The sequence below is a fragment of the Streptomyces sp. NPDC028711 genome, from assembly GCF_055565415.1.
In genome coordinates, this window is the sequence record NZ_JBVHUJ010000006.1 from 356,102 (window position 1) to 381,050 (window position 24,949).

23 protein-coding genes are annotated in these 24,949 nt (G+C 72.1%); 22 read left to right on the forward strand and 1 reads right to left on the reverse strand.

Annotated features, from left to right (window positions below; translation table 11 throughout):
* The first annotated feature begins 63 nt into the window (after positions 1–63).
* The 14 genes from pyrR to ACZ4VK_RS21590 all read left to right on the forward strand — a co-directional run bounded on the left by pyrR (position 64) and on the right by ACZ4VK_RS21590 (position 16,574).
* A complete protein-coding gene (gene pyrR, locus ACZ4VK_RS21525; protein WP_468354184.1) occupies positions 64–630 on the forward strand; it encodes a bifunctional pyr operon transcriptional regulator/uracil phosphoribosyltransferase PyrR in 567 nt (188 codons plus the stop codon).
* Positions 631–715: 85 nt separating this feature from the next.
* Complete coding sequence (locus tag ACZ4VK_RS21530; protein ID WP_468354186.1) at positions 716–1,699, forward strand: aspartate carbamoyltransferase catalytic subunit; 984 nt, start codon at positions 716–718, stop codon at positions 1,697–1,699.
* A 2-nt stretch (positions 1,700–1,701) separates the two neighbouring features.
* Positions 1,702–2,988, forward strand: coding sequence for a dihydroorotase (locus ACZ4VK_RS21535; RefSeq protein WP_468354188.1), 1,287 nt, complete (start codon positions 1,702–1,704; stop codon positions 2,986–2,988).
* Positions 2,985–3,557, forward strand: coding sequence for a PH-like domain-containing protein (locus ACZ4VK_RS21540; RefSeq protein WP_468354190.1), 573 nt, complete (start codon positions 2,985–2,987; stop codon positions 3,555–3,557). Before ACZ4VK_RS21535 ends, ACZ4VK_RS21540 begins: the two co-directional genes overlap by 4 nt.
* Complete coding sequence (carA, locus tag ACZ4VK_RS21545) at positions 3,554–4,717, forward strand: glutamine-hydrolyzing carbamoyl-phosphate synthase small subunit (protein WP_468354192.1); 1,164 nt, start codon at positions 3,554–3,556, stop codon at positions 4,715–4,717. The genes ACZ4VK_RS21540 and carA overlap by 4 nt, the downstream gene beginning before the upstream one ends.
* The gene (carB, locus tag ACZ4VK_RS21550) at positions 4,710–8,018 is read left to right on the forward strand and encodes a carbamoyl-phosphate synthase large subunit (protein ID WP_468354194.1); all 3,309 of its coding nucleotides are present in this window, start codon (positions 4,710–4,712) and stop codon (positions 8,016–8,018) included. The genes carA and carB overlap by 8 nt, the downstream gene beginning before the upstream one ends.
* Positions 8,019–8,093: 75 nt before the next feature.
* A complete protein-coding gene (locus ACZ4VK_RS21555; RefSeq protein ID WP_468354196.1) occupies positions 8,094–9,203 on the forward strand; it encodes a quinone-dependent dihydroorotate dehydrogenase in 1,110 nt (369 codons plus the stop codon).
* On the forward strand, positions 9,200–10,036 hold the full coding sequence (pyrF, locus tag ACZ4VK_RS21560) for an orotidine-5'-phosphate decarboxylase (RefSeq protein WP_468354198.1): 837 nt from the start codon (positions 9,200–9,202) through the stop codon (positions 10,034–10,036). The genes ACZ4VK_RS21555 and pyrF overlap by 4 nt, the downstream gene beginning before the upstream one ends.
* A gap of 331 nt (positions 10,037–10,367) precedes the next feature.
* On the forward strand, positions 10,368–10,691 hold the full coding sequence (locus ACZ4VK_RS21565) for an integration host factor (protein WP_121828861.1): 324 nt from the start codon (positions 10,368–10,370) through the stop codon (positions 10,689–10,691).
* 73 nt (positions 10,692–10,764) lie between these two features.
* Entirely contained in the window at positions 10,765–11,337 is a 573-nt protein-coding gene (gene gmk, locus ACZ4VK_RS21570; protein ID WP_468354201.1) for a guanylate kinase, read from the forward strand.
* 30 nt (positions 11,338–11,367) lie between these two features.
* Positions 11,368–11,640, forward strand: coding sequence for a DNA-directed RNA polymerase subunit omega (rpoZ, locus tag ACZ4VK_RS21575; RefSeq protein WP_005319902.1), 273 nt, complete (start codon positions 11,368–11,370; stop codon positions 11,638–11,640).
* Between the two features lie 102 nt (positions 11,641–11,742).
* On the forward strand, positions 11,743–12,957 hold the full coding sequence (gene coaBC, locus ACZ4VK_RS21580; protein WP_468354203.1) for a bifunctional phosphopantothenoylcysteine decarboxylase/phosphopantothenate--cysteine ligase CoaBC: 1,215 nt from the start codon (positions 11,743–11,745) through the stop codon (positions 12,955–12,957).
* A gap of 175 nt (positions 12,958–13,132) precedes the next feature.
* Positions 13,133–14,341, forward strand: coding sequence for a methionine adenosyltransferase (metK, locus tag ACZ4VK_RS21585; protein WP_468354205.1), 1,209 nt, complete (start codon positions 13,133–13,135; stop codon positions 14,339–14,341).
* 94 nt (positions 14,342–14,435) lie between these two features.
* Entirely contained in the window at positions 14,436–16,574 is a 2,139-nt protein-coding gene (locus ACZ4VK_RS21590; protein WP_468354207.1) for a primosomal protein N', read from the forward strand.
* Between the two features lie 152 nt (positions 16,575–16,726).
* Here the strand turns inward: ACZ4VK_RS21590 and ACZ4VK_RS21595 are convergent, their stop codons facing one another.
* Positions 16,727–17,245, reverse strand: coding sequence for a hypothetical protein (locus ACZ4VK_RS21595; RefSeq protein WP_468354209.1), 519 nt, complete (start codon positions 17,243–17,245; stop codon positions 16,727–16,729).
* Positions 17,246–17,593: 348 nt separating this feature from the next.
* On the opposite strand from ACZ4VK_RS21595, the gene fmt reads away from it, so the two are divergent.
* The 8 genes from fmt to ACZ4VK_RS21635 all read left to right on the forward strand — a co-directional run bounded on the left by fmt (position 17,594) and on the right by ACZ4VK_RS21635 (position 24,921).
* Positions 17,594–18,526, forward strand: coding sequence for a methionyl-tRNA formyltransferase (fmt, locus tag ACZ4VK_RS21600; RefSeq protein WP_468354211.1), 933 nt, complete (start codon positions 17,594–17,596; stop codon positions 18,524–18,526).
* Between the two features lie 2 nt (positions 18,527–18,528).
* On the forward strand, positions 18,529–18,870 hold the full coding sequence (locus ACZ4VK_RS21605) for a hypothetical protein (protein WP_468354213.1): 342 nt from the start codon (positions 18,529–18,531) through the stop codon (positions 18,868–18,870).
* A 53-nt stretch (positions 18,871–18,923) separates the two neighbouring features.
* On the forward strand, positions 18,924–20,336 hold the full coding sequence (locus tag ACZ4VK_RS21610) for an RsmB/NOP family class I SAM-dependent RNA methyltransferase (protein WP_468354215.1): 1,413 nt from the start codon (positions 18,924–18,926) through the stop codon (positions 20,334–20,336).
* Between the two features lie 233 nt (positions 20,337–20,569).
* Positions 20,570–21,253: a ribulose-phosphate 3-epimerase gene (rpe, locus tag ACZ4VK_RS21615; protein WP_266889584.1), complete on the forward strand. Its 684-nt coding sequence runs from the start codon at positions 20,570–20,572 to the stop codon at positions 21,251–21,253.
* Between the two features lie 150 nt (positions 21,254–21,403).
* On the forward strand, positions 21,404–22,453 hold the full coding sequence (locus tag ACZ4VK_RS21620) for a sugar-binding transcriptional regulator (RefSeq protein ID WP_468354217.1): 1,050 nt from the start codon (positions 21,404–21,406) through the stop codon (positions 22,451–22,453).
* Between the two features lie 139 nt (positions 22,454–22,592).
* Positions 22,593–23,015: a guanyl-specific ribonuclease gene (locus ACZ4VK_RS21625; protein WP_468354219.1), complete on the forward strand. Its 423-nt coding sequence runs from the start codon at positions 22,593–22,595 to the stop codon at positions 23,013–23,015.
* The gene (locus ACZ4VK_RS21630; RefSeq protein ID WP_468354221.1) at positions 23,012–23,377 is read left to right on the forward strand and encodes a barstar family protein; all 366 of its coding nucleotides are present in this window, start codon (positions 23,012–23,014) and stop codon (positions 23,375–23,377) included. The genes ACZ4VK_RS21625 and ACZ4VK_RS21630 overlap by 4 nt, the downstream gene beginning before the upstream one ends.
* Before the next feature lie 101 nt (positions 23,378–23,478).
* Complete coding sequence (locus tag ACZ4VK_RS21635) at positions 23,479–24,921, forward strand: GuaB1 family IMP dehydrogenase-related protein (RefSeq protein ID WP_389684742.1); 1,443 nt, start codon at positions 23,479–23,481, stop codon at positions 24,919–24,921.
* Positions 24,922–24,949 lie beyond the last annotated feature (28 nt).

Consider the following 24,949-nt stretch of genomic DNA (forward strand, 5'->3'; position numbering starts at 1 on the left):
CGTCGCAAATCCGACGTCCTTTAAGAGCCGTCCCGTGAGGCGGAGAAGGAGGTCCGTTTCTTCATGGACACTCAGCAGAAGTACGGCGATGACGCACGGCCCGTTCTCGAGGCCCCGGACATCGCGCGGGTCCTCACCCGCATCGCACATGAGATCGTCGAGCGCGCCAAGGGCGCGGACGACGTGGTTCTCCTCGGCATCCCCACTCGCGGTGTCTTCCTCGCCCGCCGGCTCGCCGAGAAGCTCGAATCGATCACCGGCACCAAGATCCCGGTCGGTTCCCTCGACATCACCATGTACCGGGACGACCTGCGGATGAAGCCGGCGCGCGCCATCGGCCGCACCGAGATCCCCGGTGACGGCGTCGACGGCCGCCTGGTCGTCCTCGTCGACGACGTGCTCTTCTCCGGCCGCACCATCCGCGCCGCCCTCGACGCCCTCGGCGACATCGGCCGCCCCCGCGCGGTCCAGCTCGCCGTCCTCGTCGACCGCGGCCACCGCGAGCTCCCGATCCGCGCCGACTACGTCGGCAAGAACCTCCCCACGTCGCTGCGGGAGACGGTCAAGGTCCAGCTCGCCGAGGAGGACGGTCGCGACACCGTCCTGCTCGGTTCCAGGCCCTCCGCCTAGCCGGACCGGCTTCCCCCGCGGGGCCGGGGCACACCCCTGCGCCCCCGCATGCCCTCACACCTCCCCACCACGGAGAGACACCCCGATGATGCGTCACCTCATCTCGGCCGCCGACCTCACCCGCGACGACGCCGTCCTGATCCTCGACACGGCCGAGGAGATGGCCCGGGTCGCCGACCGGCCCATCAAGAAGCTGCCGACGCTGCGCGGCCGGACCATCTGCAACCTCTTCTTCGAGGACTCCACCCGGACCCGGATCTCCTTCGAGGCCGCCGAGAAGCGCCTCTCCGCCGACGTGATCAACTTCGCGGCCAAGGGCTCCAGCGTCTCCAAGGGCGAATCCCTCAAGGACACCGCGCAGACCCTGGCGGCCATGGGCGTCGACGCGGTCGTCATCCGGCACAGCGCCTCCGGCGCCCCGTACCGCCTCGCCACCTCCGGCTGGATCGACGCCCCCGTCGTCAACGCCGGCGACGGCACCCACCAGCACCCCACCCAGGCCCTCCTGGACGCCTTCACCATGCGCCGCCGCCTGGTCGGCCGGGACACCGGACTCGGCCAGGACCTCGCGGGCAAGCGGATCACGCTCGTCGGCGACGTCCTGCACAGCCGGGTCGCCCGCTCCAACGTCGACCTGCTGCACACCCTCGGCGCCGAGGTCACCCTGGTGGCCCCGCCCACCCTGGTCCCCGTCGGCGTCGAGACCTGGCCCTGCGAGGTCAGTTACGACCTCGACCGCGTGCTGCCGAAGTCCGACGCGGTCATGATGCTGCGTGTGCAGCGCGAGCGGATGAACGCCGCCTTCTTCCCCACCGAGCGCGAGTACTCGCGCCGGTACGGGCTCGACGGCGAGCGGATGGCGAAGATGCCCGAGCACGCCATCGTCATGCACCCCGGCCCCATGGTCCGCGGCATGGAGATCACCGCCGAGGTCGCCGACTCCGACCGCTGCACGGTCGTCGAGCAGGTCGCGAACGGCGTCTCGATCCGGATGGCCGTCCTCTACCTGCTGCTCGGCGGCAACGACTCCGACTCCGCCACCCCCGCCCGTACCGAGGAGAGCAAGTAACCATGAGCAAGACACTTATCCGCGGTGCGAAGGTCCTCGGCGGCGACGTCCAGGACGTCCTCGTCGACGGCGAGACCATCGCCGAGGTCGGGACCGGCCTCTCCGCCGAGGGCGCCACCGTGATCGAGGCCGACGGCCAGATCCTGCTGCCCGGCCTCGTCGACCTGCACACCCATCTGCGCGAGCCCGGCCGCGAGGACTCCGAGACCGTCCTCACCGGCACCCGCGCCGCCGCCTCCGGCGGCTACACCGCCGTCTTCGCCATGGCCAACACCCACCCGGTCGCCGACACCGCCGGCGTCGTCGAGCAGGTCTACCGGCTCGGCAAGGAGTCCGGCTACTGCGACGTGCAGCCCATCGGCGCCGTCACCGTCGGCCTCGAGGGCAAGAAGCTCGCCGAGCTCGGCGCCATGCACGACTCCGCCGCCGGCGTCACCGTCTTCTCCGACGACGGCAAGTGCGTCGACGACGCCGTGATCATGCGCCGCGCCCTGGAGTACGTGAAGGCCTTCGGCGGCGTCGTCGCCCAGCACGCCCAGGAGCCCCGGCTCACCGAGGGCGCCCAGATGAACGAGGGCATCGTCTCCGCCGAGCTCGGCCTGGGCGGCTGGCCGGCCGTCGCCGAGGAGTCGATCATCGCCCGCGACGTCCTCCTCGCCGAGCACGTCGGCTCCCGCGTCCACATCTGCCACCTCTCCACCGCCGGCTCCGTCGAGATCGTCCGCTGGGCCAAGTCCCGCGGCATCGACGTCACCGCCGAGGTCACCCCGCACCACCTCCTCCTCACGGACGAGCTGGTCCGCTCGTACGACCCGGTCTACAAGGTCAACCCGCCGCTGCGCACCGAGAAGGACGTCCTCGCCCTCCGCGAGGCGCTGGCCGACGGCACCATCGACATCGTCGCCACCGACCACGCCCCGCACCCCCACGAGGACAAGGACTGCGAGTGGGCCGCGGCCGCGATGGGCATGGTCGGCCTGGAGACCGCGCTCTCCGTCGTCCAGCAGACGATGGTCGAGACCGGCCTCCTCGACTGGGCCGGCGTCGCCGACCGCATGTCCTTCGCCCCGGCGCGCATCGGACGGGCCAAGGGGCACGGACGACCCGTCTCGGCAGGTGAGCCCGCGAACCTGACGCTGGTCGATCCGGCTTACCGTGGAGTCGTGGACCCCGCGGACTTCGCCTCCCGCAGCCGAAACACCCCCTACGAGGGCCGTGAGCTGCCGGGACGCGTCACCCACACCATCCTGCGGGGCCGGGCAACGGTCGTGGACGGGAAGCTGGCGTGACACCACTCATCGCAATCGCCGCAGAGGCTGCCGAGCAGAAGTCGGCGGAGGTGACCGACTGGGCCGGCAGGATCGGCTGGGTCGCCGGACTGCTGCTCTTCATCGCCTTCGTCTACTGGCTGATGCGCCAGGGCTGGAAGTGGCGCGGCAGCCTCCAGTCGGACCTCCCCGAACTCCCCACCGCGCCCCCGGCGCCCGGTGCGGCGAAACTGACTCTCAGCGGGCGCTACCACGGGTCCACGACCGCCGGGCAGTGGCTCGACCGGATCGTCGCCCACGGCCTCGGCACCCGCAGCCGCGTCGAGCTCACGCTCACCGACGCCGGGATCGCGGTCGTACGCCCCGGGGCGAACGACTTCTTCGTACCGGCCGAGGCCCTGCGCGAGGCCCGCCTCGACAAGGGCATCGCCGGCAAGGTCCTCGCCGAGGGCGGCCTGCTCGTCGTCACCTGGGCCCACGGCGAGCAGCTGCTCGACTCCGGCTTCCGCTCCGACCGGGCGGCCGAGCACACCGCCTGGGTCGAGACCATCAACTCCATGATCAACACGACGGAAGGCATCGCACGATGACGACCTCCATCCAGGGAGTCGCCTCTCAGAGGCAGAAGACGGCTCCCGCCGTACTCGTCCTGGAGGACGGCCGCATCTTCCGCGGCCGCGCCTACGGGGCCGTGGGGGAGACCTTCGGCGAGGCCGTGTTCTCCACCGGCATGACCGGCTACCAGGAGACCCTCACCGACCCGTCGTACCACCGCCAGGTCGTGGTCATGACCGCCCCGCACGTCGGCAACACCGGCGTCAACGACGAGGACCCCGAGTCCTCGAAGATCTGGGTGGCCGGCTACGTGGTCCGCGACCCCGCCCGCGTCTCCTCCAACTGGCGCGCCCGCCGCTCGCTCGACGAGGAGCTGGAGCGCCAGGGCGTCGTCGGCATCTCCGGCATCGACACCCGCGCCCTCACCCGCCACCTGCGCGAGCGCGGCGCCATGCGCGTCGGCATCTTCTCCGGCGACGCCTGGAGCGGCGTCCGCGACGAGGCCCTGCTCGCCAAGGTGCAGGAGCAGCCCCAGATGAAGGGCGCGAACCTCTCCGCCGAGGTCGCCACCAAGGAGGCGTACGTCGTCCCCGCGATCGGTGAGAAGAAGTTCACCGTCGCCGCCGTCGACCTCGGCATCAAGGGCATGACCCCGCACAGGATGGCCGAGCGCGGCATCGAGGTCCACGTGCTGCCCGCCACCGCCACCGTCGAGGACGTGTACGCGGTCCAGCCCGACGGCGTGTTCTTCTCCAACGGCCCGGGCGACCCGGCCACCGCCGACGGCCCCGTCTCCGTCATGCGGGGCGTCCTGGAGCGCAAGACCCCGCTCTTCGGCATCTGCTTCGGCAACCAGATCCTCGGCCGCGCCCTCGGCTTCGGCACCTACAAGCTGAAGTACGGCCACCGCGGGATCAACCAGCCGGTCCAGGACCGCACCACGGGCAAGGTCGAGGTCACCGCGCACAACCACGGCTTCGCCGTCGACGCGCCCCTCGACACGGTCTCCGAGACGCCCTTCGGGCGCGCCGAGGTCTCCCACGTCTGCCTGAACGACCAGGTCGTCGAAGGCCTCCAGCTGCTCGACCAGCCGGCCTTCTCCGTCCAGTACCACCCCGAGGCGGCCGCGGGCCCGCACGACGCCGCGTACCTCTTCGACCGCTTCGTATCCCTCATGGAGGCCGAGCGTGCCTAAGCGCACCGATATCCAGTCCGTCCTGGTCATCGGCTCCGGCCCGATCGTCATCGGACAGGCCGCCGAGTTCGACTACTCCGGCACCCAGGCCTGCCGCATCCTCAAGGCCGAGGGCCTGCGGGTGATCCTGGTCAACTCCAACCCGGCCACGATCATGACCGACCCGGAGATCGCCGACGCCACGTACGTCGAGCCGATCACCCCCGAGTTCGTCGAGAAGATCATCGCCAAGGAGCGCCCCGACGCCCTCCTGCCCACCCTCGGTGGCCAGACCGCGCTCAACACCGCGATCTCCATGCACGAGCAGGGCGTCCTGGAGAAGTACGGCGTCGAGCTCATCGGCGCCAACGTCGAGGCCATCAACAAGGGCGAGGACCGCGACCTCTTCAAGGGCGTCGTCGAGGCCGTCAAGGCCAAGATCGGTTACGGCGAGTCCGCCCGCTCGGTCATCTGCCACTCCATGGACGACGTCCTCAAGGGCGTCGAGACGCTCGGCGGCTACCCCGTCGTCGTCCGCCCCTCCTTCACCATGGGCGGCGCCGGCTCCGGCTTCGCCCACGACGAGGAGGAGCTGCGCCGCATCGCGGGCCAGGGCCTGACGCTCTCCCCGACCACCGAGGTGCTCCTGGAGGAGTCCATCCTCGGCTGGAAGGAGTACGAGCTGGAGCTGATGCGCGACAAGAACGACAACGTCGTGGTCGTCTGCTCCATCGAGAACTTCGACCCGATGGGCGTCCACACCGGTGACTCGATCACCGTCGCCCCGGCGATGACCCTCACCGACCGCGAGTACCAGCGGCTGCGCGACATCGGCATCGCGATCATCCGCGAGGTCGGCGTCGACACCGGCGGCTGCAACATCCAGTTCGCCATCGACCCGGCCGACGGCCGGATCATCGTCATCGAGATGAACCCGCGTGTCTCCCGCTCCTCGGCGCTCGCCTCCAAGGCGACCGGCTTCCCGATCGCCAAGATCGCGGCCCGTCTCGCCGTCGGCTACACGCTGGACGAGATCCCGAACGACATCACGGAGAAGACCCCGGCGTCCTTCGAGCCCTCGCTCGACTACGTCGTCGTCAAGGCCCCTCGCTTCGCCTTCGAGAAGTTCCCCTCCGCCGACTCCACGCTGACCACGACCATGAAGTCGGTCGGCGAGGCCATGGCGATCGGCCGCAACTTCACCGAGGCGCTCCAGAAGGCCCTGCGCTCCCTGGAGAAGAAGGGCTCGCAGTTCACCTTCGTCGGCGAGCCCGGCGACAAGGCCCTCCTCCTGGAGCAGGCCGTCCGCCCGACCGACGGCCGCATCAACACGGTCATGCAGGCCATCCGCGCCGGCGCCACCCCGGAGGAGGTCTTCGACGCCACGAAGATCGACCCCTGGTTCGTCGACCAGATGTTCCTGATCAAGGAGATCGCCGACGAGCTGGCCGCCGCCGAGAAGCTCCACCCGGAGATCCTCGCCGAGGCCAAGCGCCACGGCTTCTCCGACGCCCAGATCGCCGAGATCCGCGGCCTGCGCGAGGACGTCGTCCGCGAGGTCCGGCACGCCCTCGGCGTCCGCCCGGTCTACAAGACGGTCGACACCTGCGCCGCCGAGTTCGCCGCCAAGACCCCGTACTTCTACTCCTCGTACGACGAGGAGAGCGAGGTCGCCCCGCGCGAGAAGCCCGCCGTGATCATCCTGGGCTCCGGCCCGAACCGCATCGGCCAGGGCATCGAGTTCGACTACTCCTGCGTCCACGCCTCCTTCGCCCTGAGCGACGCCGGCTACGAGACCGTGATGGTCAACTGCAACCCGGAGACCGTCTCGACGGACTACGACACCTCCGACCGTCTGTACTTCGAGCCGCTGACGCTCGAGGACGTCCTGGAGATCGTCCACGCCGAGACCCTCGCCGGCCCCGTCGCCGGTGTCGTCGTCCAGCTCGGCGGCCAGACCCCGCTGGGCCTGGCCCAGGCGCTCAAGGACAACGGCGTGCCGGTCGTCGGCACCCCGCCGGAGGCCATCCACGCCGCCGAGGACCGCGGCGCCTTCGGCCAGGTCCTCGCCGAGGCCGGCCTCCCCGCCCCCAAGCACGGCACCGCGACCACCTTCGCCGGCGCCAAGGCCATCGCCGACGAGATCGGCTACCCCGTCCTCGTACGCCCCTCGTACGTGCTCGGCGGCCGCGGCATGGAGATCGTGTACGACGAGGCCCGCCTGGAGTCGTACATCGCCGAGTCCACCGAGATCAGCCCCACCCGGCCGGTCCTGGTCGACCGCTTCCTCGACGACGCCATCGAGATCGACGTCGACGCCCTCTACGACGGCGAGGAGCTCTACCTCGGCGGCGTCATGGAGCACATCGAGGAAGCCGGCATCCACTCCGGCGACTCGGCCTGCGCCCTGCCCCCGATCACCCTCGGCGGCTTCGACATCAAGCGCCTGCGCGCCTCCACCGAGGCCATCGCCAAGGGCGTCGGCGTGCGCGGTCTGATCAACATCCAGTTCGCCATGGCCGGCGACATCCTCTACGTCCTGGAGGCCAACCCGCGCGCCTCCCGGACCGTCCCCTTCACCTCGAAGGCGACCGCCGTCCCGCTCGCGAAGGCCGCCGCCCGCATCTCGCTCGGCGCCACCGTCGCCGAGCTGCGCGCCGAGGGCCTGCTGCCGAAGACCGGCGACGGCGGCACCCTGCCGCTCGACGCGCCGATCTCCGTCAAGGAGGCCGTCATGCCGTGGTCGCGCTTCCGCGACGTGCACGGCCGCGGCGTCGACACCGTCCTCGGCCCGGAGATGCGCTCCACCGGCGAGGTCATGGGCATCGACGCGGTCTTCGGCACGGCGTACGCCAAGTCGCAGGCCGGCGCCTACGGCCCGCTGCCCACCAAGGGCCGCGCGTTCATCTCGGTCGCCAACCGCGACAAGCGCTCGATGATCTTCCCGGCCCGCGAGCTCGTCGCCCACGGCTTCGAGCTGCTCGCCACCTCCGGCACCGCCGAGGTCCTCAAGCGCAACGGCATCAACGCCACGATCGTGCGCAAGCTGAGCGAGGGCGAGGGCCCCGACGGCGAGAAGACGATCGTCCAGCTCATCCACGACGGCCAGGTCGACCTGATCGTCAACACCCCGTACGGCACCGGTGGCCGCCTCGACGGCTACGAGATCCGTACGGCCGCGGTGGCGCGCAGCGTCCCCTGCCTCACCACGGTCCAGGCGCTCGCCGCGGCCGTCCAGGGCATCGACGCGCTCAACCGCGGCGACGTCGGCGTCCGCTCGCTCCAGGAGCACGCGGAGCACCTGACCGCGGCCCGCGACTAGCAGCCCGTACGGAGATGGGGGACACCGGCGACACCGCGGTGTCCCCCTCTTCATGAGCACACCTGGACTCTCCGCATGTACAAGTTCTTCTTCAACCTCGTCTTCAAGCGCATGGACCCCGAGGAGGCCCACTACCTGGCCTTCCGCTGGATCCGCCTCGCCGCCCGCGTTCCCGTGCTCCGGACCTTCGTCGCCGCCGTCCTGGCGCCCCGGTACGAGGAGCTCCGCACCGAGGCCCTCGGCCTGCGGATGCACGGCCCCTTCGGGCTCGCCGCCGGCTTCGACAAGAACGCCGTCGCCATCGACGGCATGTCGATGCTCGGCTTCGACCACGTCGAGATCGGCACCGTCACCGGCGAGGCCCAGCCCGGCAACCCCAAGAAGCGCCTCTTCCGGCTGGTCCCGGACCGCGCTCTGATCAACCGCATGGGCTTCAACAACGAGGGCTCCGCCGCAGTCGCCGCACGCCTCCACGCGCGCGTACCGGTGTTCAGGACCGTCGTGGGCGTCAACATCGGCAAGACCAAGGTCGTCCCCGAGGCCGATGCCGCCGCCGACTACGTGAAGTCCACCGAGCGCCTCGCCGCGCACGCCGACTACCTGGTCGTGAACGTCTCCTCGCCGAACACCCCCGGCCTGCGCAACCTCCAGGCCACCGAGTCGCTCCGCCCGCTCCTCACGGCCGTACGCGAGGCGGCCGACCGCACGGTCACCGACCGCCGCGTCCCGCTGCTCGTCAAGATCGCCCCCGACCTGGCCGACGAGGACGTCGACGCGGTCGCCGACCTCGCCCTCGAGCTCGGCCTCGACGGCATCATCGCCACCAACACCACCATCGCGCGCGAGGGCCTGGGCCTGAAGTCCGACCCCGCGCTCGTCAAGGAGACCGGCGGCCTCTCCGGCGCGCCCGTCAAGGAGCGCTCCCTCGCGGTCCTCAGGCGCCTCCACGCGCGCGTGGGCGACCGCCTGGTCCTCGTGGGCGTCGGCGGCATCGAGAACGCCGAGGACGCCTGGCAGCGCATCCTCGCCGGCGCCACCCTGATCCAGGGCTACAGCGCCTTCATCTACGAGGGCCCGTTCTACGCCCGCGCGATCCACAAGGGCCTCGCCGCGCGCCTCGCCGCCTCCCCGTACGCCACCCTCGCCGAGGCCGTCGGCGCCGACAACCGAAAGGCCACCCCGTGACCCTCTCCTTCGGCACCCGCCTGCGCTCCGCCATGGACGAGCGCGGTCCGCTCTGCGTCGGCATCGACCCGCACGCCGCCCTGCTCGACTCCTGGGGCCTGACCGACGACATCGCCGGTCTCGAGCGCTTCACCTTCACGGTCGTCGAGGCGCTCGCCGACACCGTGGCCGTCTTCAAGCCGCAGTCCGCCTTCTTCGAGCGCTTCGGCTCGCGCGGCATCGCCGTCCTGGAGCGCGCCGTCGCCGATCTGCGGGCGGCGGGCGGCCTGGTCGTCATGGACGCCAAGCGCGGCGACATCGGCTCCACGATGGCCGCGTACGCGGAGACCTTCCTGCACAAGGACTCCCCGCTCTTCTCCGACGCGCTCACGGTCTCCCCGTACCTCGGCTACGGCTCCCTGAAGCCGGCCGTCGACCTGGCACGCGAGTCCGGCGCCGGTCTCTTCGTCCTGGCCCTCACGTCCAACCCGGAGGGGGCGGAGGTCCAGCGGGCCGTTCGCGAGGACGGCCGGACCATCGGCGCGACCATGCTGGCCCACCTCGCGGAGGAGAACGCGGGGGAGACCCCGATGGGGTCCTTCGGCGCGGTCGTGGGCGCCACCCTCGGCGACCTGTCCTCGTTCGACCTGGACATCAACGGCCCCCTCCTCGCCCCCGGCATCGGCGCCCAGGGCGCGACCCCGGCCGACCTTCCCGCCGTCTTCGGCGCGGCGGTCGGCAACGTCGTCCCGAACGTCAGCCGCGGGGTCCTGCGGAACGGCCCGGACGCGGCCGCCCTGCGGGACTCGGCTCTCCGGTACGCGGACGAGATCCGCGCGGCGGTCGGGGCGTAACGGACGCCGGGGTCAATCCGCAGGTCGGAGCGGAGCGACCCCGTTTCGGAGCCGTTTCGGCCCGGTGAGACGCACCGTCTCACCGGGCCGTCTCACTCCTTGACGAAAACTTGGCTCAAAACCGGGTCGTTTTGCCGGAATCGTCCCGGTCGGTCGATGCTGACCAGGACTTTTCCGCTGTTCTCGCTGACTGGAGCGGCCTCGGCCGCTAGTCTCCGGAGCAGAGCAGGCGTTCAACGACCACACCGTTGATCGTTGCTCCACTGGTGTGGGGCGACTAGGTTCCTCACCGGTCCGTATCCGACAGATCGACATCCGAGGTGACGTAGGCGTGGCTCTTCCGCCCCTTACCCCTGAACAGCGCGCAGCCGCGCTCGAGAAGGCCGCCGCGGCTCGCCGGGAGCGGGCCGAGGTCAAGAATCGACTCAAGCACTCCGGCGCCTCCCTGCACGACGTGATCAAGACCGGCCAGGAGAACGACGTCATCGGCAAGATGAAGGTCTCCGCGCTGCTCGAGTCGCTCCCCGGCGTGGGCAAGGTCCGCGCCAAGCAGATCATGGAGCGGCTCGGCATCTCCGAGAGCCGCCGGGTGCGCGGTCTCGGCTCCAACCAGATCGCCTCTCTGGAGCGCGAGTTCGGCAGCACCGGCGCCTGATCCGGTGACCGGTCCGGCTTCCGATCCGGGACACGCGTCCCGGGCACCCCGGTGAAGCTGGAATAATCGCTGCATGGCAGCAGAGGTACGTCCGCGGCTGACCGTGCTCTCCGGCCCCTCAGGGGTCGGCAAGAGCACGGTCGTCGCTCATATGCGCAAGGTCCACCCCGAGGTCTGGCTCTCGGTGTCGGCGACGACACGGAAGCCCCGCCCCGGCGAGAAGCACGGCGTCCACTACTTCTTCGTGACGGACGACGAGTTCGACAAGCTGATCGCCAACGGTGAGCTCCTCGAATGGGCCGAGTTCGCGGGCAACCGCTACGGCACCCCGCGCGGCGCCGTCCTCGAGCGCCTCGACGCCGGTGAGCCCGTGCTCCTTGAGATCGACCTCCAGGGCGCCCGTCAGGTCAAGGACTCGATGCCCGAGTCGCAGCTGGTCTTCCTGGCTCCGCCGAGCTGGGAGGAGCTGGTCCGCCGCCTCACCGGCCGCGGCACCGAGTCGCCCGAGGTCATCGAGCGCCGACTGGCCGCCGCGAAGGTCGAGCTGGCCGCCGAGTCGGAGTTCGACAGCACCCTTGTCAACACCTCCGTCGAGGACGTAGCGCGCGAGCTGCTAACGTTGATGCTGTTGACTTCTGGGGAATGATCCCCGGTTTCCATCTTCGGAAGGTAGAGCGTGTCCTCTTCCATCACCGCGCCCGAGGGCATCATCAACCCGCCGATCGACGAGCTGCTCGAGGCCACGGACTCGAAGTACAGCCTCGTGATCTACGCGGCCAAGCGCGCGCGTCAGATCAACGCGTACTACTCCCAGCTCGGCGAGGGCCTGCTGGAGTACGTGGGTCCGCTGGTCGACACCCACGTCCACGAGAAGCCGCTCTCGATCGCCCTGCGCGAGATCAACGCAGGTCTGCTGACGTCCGAGGCCATCGAGGGCCCGGCCCAGTAGGAACGTAACGCTTGTCACCACAGGCCCGGCGGAACATCCGCCGGGCCTGTGGTGTCTCATGGAGTCGTACGCATCCGAGTGCGGGGAGCAACAGTGAGCGTGGTGGCCAAGCCGAAGGTCGTTCTGGGGGTCAGCGGCGGCATCGCCGCCTACAAGGCGTGCGAGCTGCTGCGCCGGCTCACCGAGTCGGGCCATGACGTCCGGGTCGTCCCCACCGACTCCGCCCTCCACTTCGTCGGAGAGGCCACCTGGTCCGCGCTCTCCGGGAACCCCGTCTCGACCGAGGTGTGGGAGACCGTCCACGAGGTGCCGCACGTACGGATCGGCCAGGCCGCCGACCTCGTCGTCGTCGCCCCGGCCACCGCCGACATGCTCGCCAAGGCCGCCCACGGTCTCGCGGACGACCTGCTCACCAACACGCTGCTCACCGCGCGGTGTCCCGTCGTCTTCGCCCCGGCCATGCACACCGAGATGTGGGAGCACCCGGCGACCCAGGAGAACGTGGCGACCCTGCGCCGCCGCGGCGCCGTCGTCATCGAACCCGCTGTGGGCCGCCTCACCGGCGTCGACACCGGCAAGGGCCGCCTTCCCGACCCGGGGGAGATCTTCGAGGTCTGCCGAAGGATCCTGGCGCGTGGCGCGGCCGCGGTGCCCGACCTCGCGGGACGCCATGTCGTGGTCAGCGCCGGCGGCACCCGTGAGCCCCTCGACCCCGTCCGCTACCTGGGCAACCGCTCCTCCGGCAAGCAGGGCTTCGCCCTCGCGCAGGCCGCCGCCGCCCGTGGCGCCCGGGTCACCCTCGTCGAGGCCAACACCGGCCTCCCCGACCCGGCCGGCGTCGACGTCGTCCGGGTCGGCACCGCGCTCCAGCTCCGCGAGGCCGTGCTCAAGGCCGCCGCCGACGCCGACGCGGTGGTCATGGCCGCCGCCGTCGCCGACTTCCGCCCTGCCGTCTACGCCTCGGGGAAGATCAAGAAGAAGGACGACGGCGGTGCCCCCACCGTCGAACTGGTCCGCAATCCGGACATCCTCGCCGAGCTCGCCGCCGAGCGCGCCCTGCCGGGGCAGGTGGTCGTCGGCTTCGCCGCCGAGACCGACGACGTCCTCGCCAACGGACGCGAGAAGCTCCGCCGCAAGGGCTGCGACCTCCTCGTCGTCAACGAGGTGGGGGAGCGCAAGACCTTCGGCTCCGAGGAGAACGAGGCCGTGGTGCTCGCCCCGGACGGCGCCGAGACCCCCGTACCGTACGGTCCGAAGGAAGCGCTCGCCGAGACGGTCTGGGACCTGGTCCTGCCGCGGCTGCGCTCCGCGACCTGAGGGAGGACGAGACCGGGGAGAAGTCCGGAAAGAGACCCCGGACACGCTCGCCAGGCGAGACACCTGGTCCATCGCCCGACCGCGACCGATAGACTGTCCGCGGAACGTCTTGGGGCGCAGCCCCTGCCGGTCCGTCAACGAATAGCCAGCAGCCGCTGCAACCCCAGGGAGCGTTGTGTCCCGTCGTCTGTTCACCTCGGAGTCCGTCACCGAGGGGCACCCCGACAAGATCGCTGACCAGATCAGCGACACCATTCTCGACGCACTGCTGCGCGAGGACCCCACCTCGCGCGTCGCCGTCGAGACGCTGATCACCACCGGCCTCGTGCACGTCGCCGGTGAGGTGACCACCAAGGCGTGGGCGGACATCCCGACCCTCGTCCGGAACAAGATCCTCGAGATCGGTTACGACTCCTCGAAGAAGGGCTTCGACGGCGCCTCCTGCGGCGTGTCGGTGTCCATCGGGTCGCAGTCCCCGGACATCGCCCAGGGCGTGGACACCGCGTACGAGAAGCGGGTCGAGGGCGATGAGGACGAGCTGGACAAGCAGGGCGCCGGCGACCAGGGCCTGATGTTCGGCTACGCCTCGGACGAGACCCCCGAGCTGATGCCGCTGCCGATCCACATCGCGCACCGGCTCTCCCGCCGGCTGACCGAGGTCCGCAAGAACGGCACCATCCCGTACCTGCGCCCCGACGGCAAGACCCAGGTCACCATCGAGTACGACGGCGACAAGGCCGTCCGCCTCGACACGGTCGTCGTCTCCTCGCAGCACGCCTCCGACATCGACCTCGAGTCGCTGCTCGCGCCCGACATTCGCGAGTTCGTCGTCGAGCACGTGCTCGGGCAGCTCGTCGAGGACGGCATCAAGCTCGACACCGAGGGCTACCGCCTCCTGGTGAACCCGACCGGCCGCTTCGAGATCGGCGGCCCCATGGGCGACGCCGGCCTCACCGGCCGCAAGATCATCATCGACACCTACGGCGGCATGGCCCGCCACGGTGGCGGCGCCTTCTCCGGCAAGGACCCGTCCAAGGTCGACCGCTCGGCCGCCTACGCCATGCGCTGGGTCGCCAAGAACGTCGTCGCCGCCGGCCTCGCCGCGCGCTGCGAGGTCCAGGTCGCCTACGCGATCGGCAAGGCCGAGCCCGTTGGACTCTTCGTCGAGACCTTCGGCACCAACACCGTCGAGAACGAGAAGATCGAGAACGCCATCGCCGAGGTCTTCGACCTCCGCCCGGCCGCGATCATCCGCGACCTCGACCTGCTCCGCCCGATCTACTCCCAGACCGCCGCCTACGGCCACTTCGGCCGTGAGCTGCCGGACTTCACCTGGGAGCGCACGGACCGCGTGGATGCCCTGAAGCAGGCCGCCGGCCTGTAGGTCCCGCCGCACACGACCGGAGCCCGGCCACCCCATGGGGGCGGCCGGGCTCCGCTCTGCCCGGCTGTCGGTGGCGTCTGGTAGGTATGGGGCTGTGAGCAGCGAGAACGAGAGGTCCGAGGAGTCCGCCGAGCCCGAGCAGCTCGCGCTCATCCGCGAGACCGTGCGGAAGGCGAAGGTGCCGCGGGCCAAGCCGCGGACCTGGCGGGGAGCCGCGCTCGCCAAGGAGCTGCCCGTGGCGCGGGTCGTGGTGAACAAGGGATCGCTCCATCTCGACCAGTTCTTCGACTACGCGGTGCCCGAGGAGCTCGACGAGACGGCCAGGCCCGGCGTACGGGTGCGGGTGCGGTTCGGCGCGGGGGCGCACCAGGTCAAGAACGGCCGGCGGGAGGGCGGGCGGCTCATCGACGGCTTCCTCGTCGAGCGGCGCGCCACCTCCGACTACTCCGGGCCGCTCGCCGCGCTCGCCGACGTCGTCTCGCCCGAGCCCGTCCTCGGCCCCGAGCTGCTCGGACTCGCGCGCGCCGTCGCCGACCGGTACGCGGGGAGCCTCGCGGACGTGCTCCAGCTCGCCGTACCGCCGCGCAGCGCCAAGGCCGAGAGCCGCCCCTCGCCGGAGCCGCTGCCGCCGCCGCCCGCGCCCGAGCCGGGGAGCTGGACGCGGTACGAGCGGGGGCCCGCCTTCCTCGACTCCCTCGCGCGCGGCGGGGCGCCCCGGGCCGTGTGGAACGCGCTGCCCGGACCGCACTGGGCCGAGGAGATCGCCCGCGCTGTGGCCGCCACGCTCGCCTCCGGCCGGGGCGCGCTCGTCGTCGTACCCGACGGACGGGCGGCGGGACGGGCCGACGCGGCGCTCACCGCGGTCCTCGGGGAGGGACGGCACGCGCTGCTCACCGCCGAGGCGGGCCCCGAGAAGCGGTACGCGCAGTGGCTGGCGGTCCGGCGCGGCGCGGTGCGGGCCGTCGTCGGGACCCGGGCGGCGATGTTCGCCCCCGTCCGCGACCTCGGACTCGTCGTCATCTGGGACGACGGCGACGGCAGCCACAGCGAGCTGCACGCGCCGCAGCCCCACGCCCGCGACGTGCTGCTGCTCCGCGCCGCCCACGACCGGTGCGCCTTCCTCCTCGGCAGCACCAGCTGCACCGTCGAGGCCGCCCAGCTCGTCGAGTCCGGCTGGGCCAAGGCACTGATCGCCGGACGCGAGCAGGTCCGCAGGGCCGCCCCGCTGATCCGGACCGTCGGCGACGGCGAACTCGCCCGCGACGAGGCCGCGCGCGCCGCCCGGTTGCCCTCGCTGGCCTGGCAGGCCGTCCGCGAGGGCCTGAAGACCGGCCCGGTGCTCGTCCAGGTGCCCCGCCGTGGATACGTGCCGAGGCTGGCCTGCGAGCGGTGCCGGACACCCGCCCGCTGCCGTCACTGCGCCGGGCCCCTCGAAGCCCCCGAGCAGCGGGAACTGCACTGCGGCTGGTGCGGGCGCGGCGCCGCCGACTGGCACTGCCCGGAGTGCGGCTCGACCCGGCTGCGCGCCCAGGTCGTCGGCGCGCGCAGGACGGCGGAGGAACTCGGCCGGGCGTTCCCCGCGGTGCCGGTCCGCACCTCGGGACGTGACCACGTCCTGGACAGCGTGCCGGGCCGCCCCGCGCTCGTCGTCTCCACCCCAGGCGCCGAACCCGTCGCCGAGGGCGGCTACGCGGCCGCGCTGCTCCTCGACGGCTGGGCCATGCTCGGCCGGCCCGATCTCCGCGCGGGCGAGGAGGCGCTGCGCCGCTGGATCGACGCGGCCTCGCTCGTCCGGGGCCAGCCGGAGGGCGGCACGGTCGTCGTGGTCGCCGAGCCGACGCTCCGTCCGGTGCAGGCGCTGGTCCGCTGGGACCCGGTCGGGCACGCCCAGCGGGAGCTGGCCGAGCGCGCCGAGCTCGGCTTCCCGCCGGTCTCCCGGATGGCGGCGGTGACGGGCCCCCCGGAGGCCGTCGAAGGCTTCCTGGCGGCGGCCGGGCTGCCGCCGGACGCCGAGGTCCTCGGCCCTGTGCCCCTGCCCGTGGTCCGGCCGGGCGGCCCGCGTCGCCCCGGGGACCCGCCGCCGGGCGAGCAGTGGGAGCGCGCCCTGGTCCGGGTCCCGCCGGGCAGCGGCGCGGCGCTGGCGACGGCGCTCAAACAGGCACGGGCGTCCCGGCTCGCCCGCGGCGGCGGGGATCCGGTACGGATCAGGGTCGACCCGCCGGACATCGGCTGACGGGGGCCCGGGCGTCGCCGACGGTGGTGGGGCAGGCCGGGCGCTGGGCTCCGGCCGTGGCGGACGGTGGGGGACACCGGGCCGCGGTCGTGGAACGCGCGACGGCCGCCTGCCCCTGGTGGGGGCGGGCGGCCGTTCGGGTGTACCGGGCGTCAGCCGTTGCGCGGGCCCGGGAAGGCGGGCGGGCGGGGGTCCTCGCGGAGGGCGGCGCTGCCCGAGGTGGGCTGCGGGGGCATCGAGCGGGCCGCCGGGACCGAGGGCAGCGTCCGGGTCATGCCCGGCTCCACGATCGGGTCCTGGTCGACGGCGACGCCCGGCTGGGGCGCGCGCCGGGCACCGTAGCGGCGGTGGACGGCCTGCTTGGTGACGCCGAGCGCGGAGCCCACCGCGTCCCAGGAGAAACCGAGGGAACGGTCGAAGTCGACCGCGGCCGTCACCAGGTTCTCGACACTGTCCCGCAGCTCCTGCGCGAGACGGACGGTCGGGGCGGGTGCCCGCCCGTAGACGACGAAGCCCGTGGACGGGCCGGAGCGGCGAGGGCGGTAGACATTGCCCAGCTGGGCCGTGAGCGTGCGCAGTGCGTCCACCTGCCGCCGGACCCGCTCGATGTCCCGCACCAGCAGGTGCAGACTCGCCCGAGCCTGGGCGTCGTGGGTTGCGTGGTCGGCCATGTGAAAGCCTCTCGAACCGGCATGTAAGGGGGGAAGGGCCGCATGGGGGGACGGCGACCCTGTTCGGTCAATCTCTCTTGACCAACGCGCCACCGGGGCTTGGGTCACGCTGCGGGGGCGTACACGCATATGCGCGGGGCGCTCGTCCTTTCGTACGCCCCCTCCGTACGGGCGCCGACGCCCGGCGGGGACCCTGCTCGGCCCCGCGCGCGCACGCGGTGGCTCTCCGCCTCCGCCCCGCGAGCGCACCGCACCGGACGCCGGTCCCTGATCCGGCCCGATCCGCGGCCACCCCCTAGACTGGTGCGCTGCCCGCAACGCCCCCGGACAGACAGGCAGTCGCCATCCATGAAGCTCGTCTTCGCAGGCACCCCCGAGGTCGCCGTACCCGCCCTGGACGCCCTGCTCGCCTCCGGTCGGCACGAGGTGGCCGCGGTGGTCACCCGGCCGGACGCCCCGGCGGGACGCGGCCGGCGGCTCGTCGCCAGCCCGGTGGCCCAGCGGGCGGAGGAGGCGGGGATCGAGGTCCTCAAGCCGGCCAGGCCCCGCGACGAGGACTTCCTCGCCCGGCTCAGGGAGATCGCGCCGGACTGCTGCCCGGTCGTCGCGTACGGTGCGCTGCTGCCCAAGGTCGCCCTCGACATCCCGGCCCGCGGCTGGGTCAACCTGCACTTCTCGCTGCTGCCGGCCTGGCGGGGCGCGGCGCCCGTGCAGCACTCCCTGATGGCGGGCGACCAGGTGACGGGCGCGTCCACCTTCCTCATCGAGGAGGGGCTCGACTCGGGTCCGGTCTACGGCGTGGTCACCGAGGACGTCCGGCCGACCGACACCAGCGGTGACCTGCTCACCCGGCTCGCGTTCGCGGGCGCGGGGCTGCTCGCCGCGACCATGGACGGCATCGAGGACGGCACGCTCAAGGCCGTCCCGCAGCCCACCGAGGGGATCACCCTCGCGCCGAAGATCCAGGTCGAGGACGCCCACGTCGACTTCGCCGCCCCCGCGCTGCGGGTGGACCGGGTGGTCCGCGGCTGCACCCCGGCCCCCGGCGCCTGGACCGTCTTCCGCGGCGAGCGCCTCAAGCTGATCCAGGTCACCCCGCTGCCGGACCGTACGGACCTCGCCCCCGGCGAGCTCGCGGTGGGCAAGAACAACGTGTACGCGGGCACCGGCTCGTACGCCGTCGAGCTCCTCTGGGTCCAGCCCCAGGGCAAGAAGCCGATGAAGGCGGCCGACTGGGCCCGCGGCGTCCGCATCGCCCCCGGCGAGCGCCTCGGCGCCTGAGCGTGCTGCTGCCGCTCCCCGAGGGGTCCTGGTGGGACTGGGAGGTCCGCCACTACGACGGCAGCCGGCTCACCCTGGTCGCCGGCCATGACCTCTCGTACCACCACGGTCTCGAGGTCGTCTTCACGGACACCCTCTACGTCCGTTGCCCGATGCACTTCATGGACCCGGCGTTCCGCGCGCCCACGCCCGAGGAACGTGCGGAGGTCGTCCGGCTCGTCGGTGCCGAGCCGCCCGTGCTCGTCGCCTTCGAGGCGGACGGTGGCGGCACCGGGCCGGCCGTGTGTCTGATCGCGGCCGAGGAGTGGGCGGTCCACCAGGGGCGTTTTCCGCGGCGGAGGTGACCGGACGTACGCTGAGGGGGTCGGACCCCCTCATTTCGTCACGCGGAGCACCTTTGAGCGAGCAGGCACGTCGCCGTCCCCCCAAGCCCTACCGGCGGCCCCAGAAGGACCCCGTCCGGATGCTCGCCTTCGAGGCGCTGAGGGCGGTGGACGAGCGGGACGCCTACGCGAACCTGGTGCTGCCGCCGCTCCTGAAGAAGGCCCGGGAGAAGGGGGACTTCGACGGGCGGGACGCGGCGCTCGCGACCGAGCTGGTCTACGGGACGCTGCGCCGCCAGGGCACGTACGACGCGATCATCTCCGCCTGTGTCGACCGGCCGCTGCGCGAGGTCGACCCGCCCGTGCTCGACGTGCTCGCGCTCGGCGCGCACCAGCTGCTCGGGACCCGGATCCCCACCCACGCCGCCGTCTCCGCCAGCGTCGAGCTGGCCCGGGTGGTGCTCGGCGACGGGCGGGCCAAGTTCGTCAACGCCGTTCTGCGGAAGATCTCGAGGCAGGACCTCGACGCCTGGGTGGAGCAGGTCGCCCCGCCGTACGACAAGGACCCCGAGGACAACCTCGCCGTCGTCCACTCGCACCCCCGCTGGGTCGTCTCCGCGCTCTGGGACTCCCTCGGCGGCGGCCGTGCCGGGATCGAGGACCTTCTGGAGGCCGACAACGAGCGCCCCGAGGTCACCCTCGTAGCCCGCCCCGGCCGCTCCACCACGGAGGAGCTCGCCGCGGCGACCGAGACCCTGCCGGGCCGCTGGTCCCCGTACGCCCTGCGGATGGCCGAGGGCGGCGAGCCCGGTGCCATCGAGGCGGTGAAGGACGGCCGGGCCGGTGTCCAGGACGAGGGCAGCCAGCTCGTCGCGATCGCCCTCGCGAACGCCCCGCTCGAAGGCCCCGACGCCCGCTGGCTCGACGGCTGCGCGGGACCCGGCGGCAAGGCCGCGCTGCTCGCCGCCCTCGCCTCCGAGCGCGGCGCCGTCCTGCTCGCCTCGGAGAAGCAGCCGCACCGCGCCCGTCTCGTCGAGCGCGCCCTCGCCGGCAACCCCGGCCCGTACCAGGTGATCGCCGCCGACGGCACGCGCCCGCCGTGGCGGCCTGGCTCCTTCGACCGGGTCCTCATGGACGTGCCCTGCTCGGGCCTCGGTGCGCTGCGCCGCCGCCCGGAGGCACGCTGGCGCCGCCGCCCCGAGGACCTGGACGGCTTCGCGCCGCTCCAGCGGGCCCTGCTCACCGAGGCGCTGAGCGCCGTCCGCGTCGGCGGTGTCGTGGGGTACGCGACCTGCTCGCCGCACCTGGCGGAGACCCGGGTCGTCGTCGACGACGTCCTGAAGAAGACCGGAGGCGGCGAGCTGATCGACGCCCGGCCGCTGCTGCCGGGCGTACCGGCGCTCGGTGAAGGACCGGACGTCCAGCTGTGGCCACATCTGCACGGCACGGACGCCATGTACCTGGCACTGATCCGCCGGACCGCCTGACCGTCCGGCGGTTCGGCCGAGCGAACCGCAAGACTTCTCCGCCGGGCCGCCCGACGTCCGGCGGTTCGGCCGCCGACCGGCTGCCCGTTCGGGCGCCGAGCCCGGCCCTTCCGACCGCTATCTCCCGGTCTGTACGGGTCCCGGGCTCGTCGCTTCGTACCGAAAGTGGTCTGGACCGCAACCGAAACAGCTCGGCGGCAAAGAAGTACCCAAGAACGTGGGAGGCTTGGCACATGGCGCAGATCAACCCCAGCATCCTGTCCGCGGACTTCGCCCGGCTCGCCGATGAGGCGAAGGCCGTCGACGGCGCCGACTGGCTGCACGTCGACGTGATGGACAACCACTTCGTGCCCAACCTGACCCTGGGTGTGCCGATCGTGGAGTCGCTCGCCCGCGCGACCGACACGCCCCTCGACTGCCACCTGATGATCGAGGACCCCGACCGCTGGGCGCCCCAGTACGTCGAGGCGGGCGCGGGCTCGGTGACCTTCCACGTCGAGGCGGCGGCGGCGCCCGTCCGGCTCGCGCGGGAGATCCGGGCCAAGGGCGCGCGGGCCTCGATGGCCCTCAAGCCGGCCACGCCCATCGAGCCGTACGAGGACCTGCTCCCCGAGCTCGACATGCTGCTGATCATGACCGTCGAGCCCGGCTTCGGCGGCCAGGCCTTCCTCGACATCATGCTGCCGAAGATCCGCCGCACCCGTGAGCTGATCTCCAAGCACGGTCTCGAGCTGTGGCTCCAGGTCGACGGCGGGGTCGCCGAGTCCACGATCGAGCGGTGCGCCGAGGCCGGCGCCGACGTCTTCGTCGCGGGCTCCGCGGTCTACGGCGCGGCGGACCCCGCCGCCGCCGTCGCCTCCCTGAGGGCCCGCGCGGACGCCGTGACGGCAACCGCCCCGTGGGCGTGTGGCCACTGAGCCTCCGGCGGATGAACGCGGTCCGTCGGGCCGCCGACAGGACTGATCAAGGCCCGCCGGATCTGACAGGATGAACGGCGAGTCCAGAGTGTGAACGACATCGGTACGTGAACGTCGGTACGTGAACAGTCGGTACGTGAACAGCGGTACATGAACGGCAGTGAGGAGATCGCGGTGGCGGGTATGTCGGCGGGACGGTCAGCCCTGCGGATGGGCCCCGCGGAGCTGGTGCAGGCGGCGGCCATGGCCCGCCGCTTCTACCTCGAGGGCAAGTCCAAGATCCAGATCGCCGAGGAGTTCGGCGTGAGCCGCTTCAAGGTGGCCCGGGTCCTGGAGACCGCCCTCGAGCGCGACCTCGTGCGCATCGAGATCCGCGTACCGGCCGAGCTGGACGCCGAGCGCTCCGACGCGCTCCGCGCCCGCTACGGGCTCCGTCACGCCGTCGTCGTCGAATCCCCGGCAGAGGGCGAGGACGAGTCGCCCGACCCGGAGAACCTCGGCGAGGTCGCGGCCGACCTGCTCGGCGAGCTGGTCGCCGAGGGCGACGTCCTCGGCCTGGCCTGGGGCCGCTCCACCATCCACATGGCGGCCGCCCTCGACCGGCTGCCGCCGTGCACGGTCGTCCAGCTCACCGGGGTGTACGACGCCGGGACCGCCGAGCGCGGCTCCGTCGAGGCGGTACGCCGCGCCGCCCAGGTCTCCGGCGGCGAGGCCCACCCGATCTACGCGCCGATGCTGCTCCCCGACCCGGCGACGGCGGCCGCGCTGCGCAGCCAGACCGGCATCGCCCGGGCCTTCGAGTACTTCGACAAGGTGACCGTCGCCTGCGTCTCCATCGGCTCCTGGGAGCCGGGCATCTCGACCGTCCACGACATGCTCTCCGACGAGGAGCGCGCCCACTACGCCTCGCTCGGCGTCGCCGCCGAGATGTCCGCGCACCTCTTCGACGCCGAGGGGCGCCGGGTCGGACGCGATCTCGGCGAGCGCTGCATCACCGTCGAGGCGGACCGGCTGCGCCGGATCCCCGAGGTCGTGGCCATCGCCGGCGGCCAGCGCAAGGCGGCGGCGATCGGCGCGGTGCTCCGCTCCGGGCTCGTCACCAGCCTGGTGACCGACCGGGCCGCGGCGGACTTCCTCCTCACGGAGTCGAGCCCGGGCACCCACCCGGCACTCGACCGCACGGACCCCGACTACAGCTGAGGCGACACGGCCCCGGCCTCGCGGTGTCGGCTCCTCGCCCCACGGGGCCGACTTCCCGGCCCCACGCGTCGACCACCCTCCACCGCCGGGACGGCGCGCCCGTACCGGCCCCCGGGCGGCGCGGTGGCAGCATCGGGGCATGATCCTCAGGTGCGCGCGGGCCGCGCTCGCGCTGCTCGCCGGCCTCTCGCTCCTCCTCACCGGATGCTCGGGCGGCGAGACCGACCCGACCCCGCGCGGCGGGACCTCCGTCGCCTCCGCGCAGGCGAGCAGGGCCTCCACGCTGCCGGTGGTCAAGGTCGCGGATCTGCCTCCCGAGGCACGGGAGACGCTCGCGCTCATCGAGTCGGGCGGACCCTATCCGTACGCCAAGGACGGCGCCGTCTTCGGCAACTTCGAGCGGATCCTGCCGCGGAAGCCGCGCGGACACTACCGCGAGTACACGGTCCGGACGCCCGGCGAACGCGATCGCGGCGCCCGGCGCATCGTCACCGGCAGGACCGGGGAGACGTACTACACCGACGACCACTACCAGAGCTTCCGGGAGGTGGTCGGCTCATGAACGCGACCCACGGCACGGGCCACGGGGCCCCCGACCTTTCCCGCCCCGTCGTGCTCGACCTGCACGGAGTCACCGACAAGAACGCCTTCATGAACCGCTGCGTGCGCGCCCTCCCGCTGCCGGTCTGGTTCGGGCGCAACTGGGACGCCCTCGCCGACTGCCTCGCCGATATGCGCCGACCCATGGCGATCGTGGTGACCGGCTGGCAGGCTTATGCCGAGACCAGTCCCGACGAATGGGCGATCGCCGAGGAGGTGTTCTCCGCGGCGTCCCGCGCCAGCGCCGAAGGTCTCACCGTCCTCCTCTCGCTCGGTCATTTGGAGGATCCCACAGGCAAGCCCACGCAAGGCTCGGACGATTAGCCCGGGGCCGGAATTCGCACAGGCGTGGGAGAATGAACTACGTGCTTTTTCCCCTGGCTGAAATGCCTAGGGGCCGATCCGAACGACTGGGATGTCAGCACGTGCGTTTCCTCAATGACGTCAAGCCGCCCTACGACCTGACGTACGACGATGTCTTCATGGTGCCGAGCCGCTCGGCCGTCGGTTCCCGCCAGGCGGTGGACCTCTCCTCGCCGGACGGATCCGGGACGACGATCCCGCTCGTCGTGGCCAATATGACCGCTATCGCCGGCCGCCGGATGGCCGAGACCGTCGCCCGCCGAGGCGGCCTGGTCGTCATCCCGCAGGACATCCCGATCGAGGTCGTCACCGACGTCATCGCCTGGGTCAAGAGCCGCCACCACGTGCTCGACACCCCGATCGTCCTCGAGCCGCACCAGACCGTCGCCGACGCGCTCTCGCTGCTGCCGAAGCGTGCCCACGACGCCGGTGTCGTCGTCGACGAGAACCGCCGCCCGGTGGGTGTCGTCACCGACGCCGACCTCTCCGGCGTCGACCGCTTCACCCAGCTCTCCGAGGTCATGTCCAAGGACCTGCTGCTCCTGGACGCCGACATCGACCCGCGCGAGGCGTTCAACACCCTCGACGCCGCCAACCGCCGCTACGCCCCGGCCGTGGACGCCGACGGCAAGCTGGTCGGCATCCTCACCCGCAAGGGCGCGCTGCGCGCGACGCTGTACAGCCCCGCCGTCGACAAGAACGGGCAGCTGCGCATCGCCGCCGCCGTCGGCATCAACGGCGACGTGGCGGGCAAGGCCAAGCAGCTGCTCGACGCGGGCGTCGACACGCTCGTCATCGACACCGCGCACGGCCACCAGGAGTCGATGATCTCCGCCATCAGGACCGTGCGGGCGCTCGACCCGCAGGTCCCGATCGTCGCGGGCAACATCGTCGCCGCCGAGGGCGTCAAGGACCTCATCGAGGCGGGCGCCGACATCATCAAGGTCGGCGTCGGCCCCGGCGCCATGTGCACCACCCGCATGATGACCGGCGTCGGCCGCCCGCAGTTCTCGGCCGTCCTGGAGTGCGCCGCCGAGGCGAAGAAGTACGGCAAGCACGTCTGGGCCGACGGTGGCGTCCGGCACCCGCGCGATGTCGCCATGGCGCTTGCCGCCGGTGCCTCCAACGTGATGATCGGCTCCTGGTTCGCCGGTACGTACGAGTCCCCGGGCGACCTCCAGCACGACGCCAAGGGGCGTGCGTACAAGGAGTCCTTCGGCATGGCCTCGGCCCGCGCCGTGAGGAACCGTACGAGCGACGAGTCCGCCTATGACCGTGCCCGCAAGGCGCTGTTCGAGGAGGGCATCTCCACCTCGCGCATGTTCCTCGACCCGGCCCGTCCGGGTGTCGAGGACCTGATCGACTCGATCATCGCGGGCGTCCGCTCCTCCTGCACCTACGCCGGTGCCGGCTCGCTCGCCGAGTTCGAGGAGAAGTCCGTGGTCGGCATCCAGTCCGCCGCCGGCTACGCCGAGGGCAAGCCGCTGCACGCCAGCTGGAGCTAGTCACCGGGCACTGAGAGAGCCGTGGGCC

Excerpts from the sequence above, each read along its gene's own strand:
- fmt (WP_468354211.1), top strand. The coding sequence starts at position 17,594 with ATGAAGCTCGTCTTCGCAGGCACCCCCGAGGTCGCCGTACCCGCCCTG.
- pyrR (WP_468354184.1), top strand. The coding sequence starts at position 64 with ATGGACACTCAGCAGAAGTACGGCGATGACGCACGGCCCGTTCTCGAG.
- ACZ4VK_RS21595 (WP_468354209.1), bottom strand. The coding sequence starts at position 17,245 with ATGGCCGACCACGCAACCCACGACGCCCAGGCTCGGGCGAGTCTGCAC.
- carA (WP_468354192.1), top strand. The coding sequence starts at position 3,554 with ATGACGACCTCCATCCAGGGAGTCGCCTCTCAGAGGCAGAAGACGGCT.
- gmk (WP_468354201.1), top strand. The coding sequence starts at position 10,765 with ATGGCAGCAGAGGTACGTCCGCGGCTGACCGTGCTCTCCGGCCCCTCA.
- ACZ4VK_RS21625 (WP_468354219.1), top strand. The coding sequence starts at position 22,593 with ATGATCCTCAGGTGCGCGCGGGCCGCGCTCGCGCTGCTCGCCGGCCTC.
- ACZ4VK_RS21530 (WP_468354186.1), top strand. The coding sequence starts at position 716 with ATGATGCGTCACCTCATCTCGGCCGCCGACCTCACCCGCGACGACGCC.
- ACZ4VK_RS21535 (WP_468354188.1), top strand. The coding sequence starts at position 1,702 with ATGAGCAAGACACTTATCCGCGGTGCGAAGGTCCTCGGCGGCGACGTC.
- ACZ4VK_RS21555 (WP_468354196.1), top strand. The coding sequence starts at position 8,094 with ATGTACAAGTTCTTCTTCAACCTCGTCTTCAAGCGCATGGACCCCGAG.
- ACZ4VK_RS21620 (WP_468354217.1), top strand. The coding sequence starts at position 21,404 with ATGAACGGCAGTGAGGAGATCGCGGTGGCGGGTATGTCGGCGGGACGG.
- rpe (WP_266889584.1), top strand. The coding sequence starts at position 20,570 with ATGGCGCAGATCAACCCCAGCATCCTGTCCGCGGACTTCGCCCGGCTC.
- ACZ4VK_RS21630 (WP_468354221.1), top strand. The coding sequence starts at position 23,012 with ATGAACGCGACCCACGGCACGGGCCACGGGGCCCCCGACCTTTCCCGC.